This window comes from Vibrio sp. Vb1980 (genome assembly GCF_033338615.1).
Lineage (GTDB): Bacteria > Pseudomonadota > Gammaproteobacteria > Enterobacterales > Vibrionaceae > Vibrio > Vibrio alginolyticus.
Genome location: NZ_JAWOSZ010000006.1, coordinates 231,792 through 232,032, shown reverse-complemented (window position 1 = coordinate 232,032; position 241 = coordinate 231,792). Strand labels below are relative to the sequence as shown.

At 45.6% G+C, this 241-nt stretch carries 1 pseudogene; it reads left to right on the top strand.

The annotated features are described in order from the left end of the window. Positions 1-241 (top strand): annotated as a pseudogene (locus R7F64_RS12445) (hypothetical protein); the annotation flags it as partial.

The following is a 241-nucleotide window of genomic DNA, read 5'->3' as shown; positions in this document are numbered from 1 at the left end:
GAACCTGCGTTAGAAACGTCCGAGTCCGTTGAGTCAGAACAAGTTGAAGCAGGCTTACCAACTGAATCAGAAGATGAATTCAATTTTGACGAGCTGGATCTTCCTGAGTTTAGTGAAGAAGATGCTCTAGCATCTATGGCTGGCGAACCTGCGTTAGAAACGTCCGAGTCCGTTGAGTCAGAACAAGTTGAAGCAGGCTTACCAACTGAATCAGAAGATGAGTTCAATTTTGACGAGCTGG